4 protein-coding genes are annotated in these 2,778 nt (G+C 65.9%); all 4 read left to right on the top strand.

Annotation, left to right across the window (positions count from 1 at the left end):
- Positions 1-12: 12 nt before the first annotated feature.
- From paaB to paaE, 4 genes are read left to right on the top strand one after another with little or no spacing between them, the layout of a single operon-like run.
- Positions 13-297 (top strand): 1,2-phenylacetyl-CoA epoxidase subunit PaaB, encoded by a 285-nt coding sequence (paaB, locus tag AWB65_RS34505; RefSeq protein WP_025527963.1) that lies wholly within the window; start codon positions 13-15, stop codon positions 295-297.
- A 12-nt stretch (positions 298-309) separates the two neighbouring features.
- Positions 310-1,110, top strand: coding sequence for a 1,2-phenylacetyl-CoA epoxidase subunit PaaC (paaC, locus tag AWB65_RS34500; protein WP_087671218.1), 801 nt, complete (start codon positions 310-312; stop codon positions 1,108-1,110).
- 16 nt (positions 1,111-1,126) lie between these two features.
- Complete coding sequence (paaD, locus tag AWB65_RS34495; protein ID WP_087671217.1) at positions 1,127-1,672, top strand: 1,2-phenylacetyl-CoA epoxidase subunit PaaD; 546 nt, start codon at positions 1,127-1,129, stop codon at positions 1,670-1,672.
- A gap of 14 nt (positions 1,673-1,686) precedes the next feature.
- Positions 1,687-2,775, top strand: a complete 1,089-nt coding sequence (gene paaE / locus AWB65_RS34490) for a 1,2-phenylacetyl-CoA epoxidase subunit PaaE (protein WP_087671216.1) — start codon at positions 1,687-1,689, stop codon at positions 2,773-2,775.
- The last annotated feature ends 3 nt before the right edge of the window (positions 2,776-2,778 follow it).

The following is a 2,778-nucleotide window of genomic DNA, read 5'->3' as shown; positions in this document are numbered from 1 at the left end:
AGGAGACGTGAAATGAACAAAGAATGGCCGATCTGGGAAGTTTTCGTGCGCAGCAAGCAAGGGCTCGATCACAAGCATTGCGGCAGCCTGCACGCGCCCGACGCGAGCGCCGCGCTGCGCATGGCGCGCGACGTCTACACGCGCCGTCAGGAAGGCGTGAGCATCTGGGTGGTGCCGTCGGCGGCGATCACGGCGTCCGATCCGGCCGACAAGGCCGAGCTCTTCGAGCCAGCCGGCGACAAGATCTACCGTCACCCGACCTTCTTCGTGCTGCCCGACGAAATCAACCACATGTAAGGCGCTAGCGACATGACGACGCCCCAGCATCTCCAGTACATCCTGCGTCTCGCCGACAACGCGTTGATCCTCGGCCAGCGCAACGCCGAGTGGTGCAGCCACGGCCCGGCGCTCGAGGAAGACATCGCGCTCGCGAACATCAGTCTCGACCTGATCGGCCAGGCGCGCCTGCTGTACTCGCACGCGGCCACGCTTGACGGCGAGCTCAACGGCGTGAAGAAGACCGAAGACGACTACGCCTATTTCCGCACCGAGCGCGAATTCGCGAACTACACGATCGCCGAGCTGCCGCATTTTGGGCCGCTCGCGGGCACCGCGCGCACCGAGCGCGACTACGCGGTCACGATCGTGCGCAATTTCCTGTACTCGGCGCTGATGAGCCATCTGTGGACGGCGCTCGAAGCGTCGACGGACGCGCAGCTCGCCGCGATCGCCGCGAAATCGCTGAAGGAAACGCGCTATCACCTGCACCACGCGGGCGACTGGCTGATCCGCTTCGGCGACGGCACCGGGGAATCGCATCGCCGCGCGCAGGCCGCGCTCGATTACCTGATGCCGTACACACGCGAATTCTTCAGCGTCGACCCCGTGGAGACGGCGATCGCCGCCGCGGGCATCGGTCCGCTGCCGAGCGATATCGAAGCGGCGTGGCGCGAGGACGTCGACGCGGCACTCGTCCAGGCGACGCTCAAGGCGCCCGCCGACGTAAAACACGTGAGCACCGGCAAGCACGGTGAACATTCCGAGCACATGGGCTACCTGCTTGCCGAAATGCAGAGCATTGCGCGCCAGCATCCCGGCGCGAGCTGGTAAGCCCGAGGATTCCACGATGAGCGCACACGCCATGACGACCGCCGATGCCACCCTCGAACACGCCTGGGCAGTGCTGGAAAGCGTGCCGGACCCGGAAATTCCGGTGGTGTCGATCCGGGAACTGGGCATTTTGCGCGACGTTCGCCGGGGCGCCGACAACGCGCTGGAAGTCGTGATCACGCCGACCTACTCCGGCTGTCCGGCGATGTCGCAGATCGCCGAGGACATCGGCGCGGCGCTCACGCAGGCGGGGCTCGGGCCGCATCGCATCGAAACGGTGCTCGCGCCCGCGTGGACCACCGACTGGATGACGGCCGACGCGCGCGAGAAGCTGCGCCGCTACGGCATCGCCCCGCCGACGGGCAACTGCGGCTCGCCCTCGGCGCCGCAGGTGAAGACGATCCGCTTCGTCCCGCGCCCCGCCGCGAACGACAAGCCCGCCTGCCCGCGCTGCGGCTCCGTGCACACGGAACGCCTCGCGCAGTTCGGCTCGACCGCGTGCAAGGCGCTGTATCGCTGCATCGACTGCCGCGAGCCGTTCGACTACTTCAAACCATACTGAGACAAGCCCCGATCATGGCGACTCCGCAATTCCATCCGCTGCGTATCCGCGACGTACGGCCCGAAACCGCCGATGCCGTCACCGTCTCTTTCGACGTCCCCGAGAACCTGCGCGACGCGTTCCGCTTCACGCAAGGCCAGTTCGTGACGCTCAAGACGCACATCGACGGCGAGGAGACGCGCCGCTCGTATTCGATCTGCGTCGGCGTCACTGATTACGACCGCGACGGCGAGTTGCGCATCGGCATCAAGCGCGTGCGCGGCGGCCGCTTCTCGAATTTCGCGTTCGACACGCTGCAGCCCGGCCACGAAATCGAGGTGATGACGCCGGACGGGCGCTTCTTCACGCACCTGAACGCGGATCACGCGAAGCATTACGTGGCGTTCTCGGGCGGCTCGGGCATCACGCCGGTGCTGGCGATCGTCAAGACGACGCTCGAAACGGAGCCGACGAGCCGCTTCACGCTGATCTACGGCAACCGCAGCGTCGACGCGATCATGTTTGCCGAGGAACTCGAAGACCTGAAGAACCGCTTTATGAGCCGGTTCTCGCTGTATCACGTGTTGTCCGACGATTTGCAGGACGTGGAGTTGTTCAACGGCGTGCTGAACCAGGACAAGTGCGCGGCGTTCCTGCAGACGCTCGCGCCGGCCGCCGAAATCGACGAAGCGTTCATCTGCGGCCCCGGTCCGATGATGGACGCCGCCGAAGCGGCCCTGAAGGACGCTGGCGTGCCGCCGAAGCAGGTGCACGTCGAGCGCTTTGGCACGCCGCTGCCGCAAGCGGGCGTGCCGGCCATCGAAATCACCGACGATACGCCCGCCGCCGACCTGGAACTGATCATCGACGGGAAGAAGCGCAAGCTGCGTCTGCCGTATGTGGGCGTGAGCGTGCTCGATGTCGGGCTGAAGGCGGGCCTGGCGCTCCCGTACGCGTGCAAGGGCGGCGTGTGCTGCACCTGCCGCGCGAAGGTGCTGGAGGGCGAGGTGAAGATGGAGAAGAACTACACGCTGGAGCAACAGGAAATCGACGACGGCTACGTGCTGACGTGCCAGTGCCATCCGGTGAGCGATCGCGTCGTCGTGAGTTACGACGAACGTTGAGCG

The sequence above is a fragment of the Caballeronia humi genome, assembly GCF_001544475.1.
Taxonomy (GTDB): domain Bacteria; phylum Pseudomonadota; class Gammaproteobacteria; order Burkholderiales; family Burkholderiaceae; genus Caballeronia; species Caballeronia humi.
Note: the sequence above shows the minus strand (reverse complement) of the source record. Positions and strands in the feature narration are given on the sequence as shown.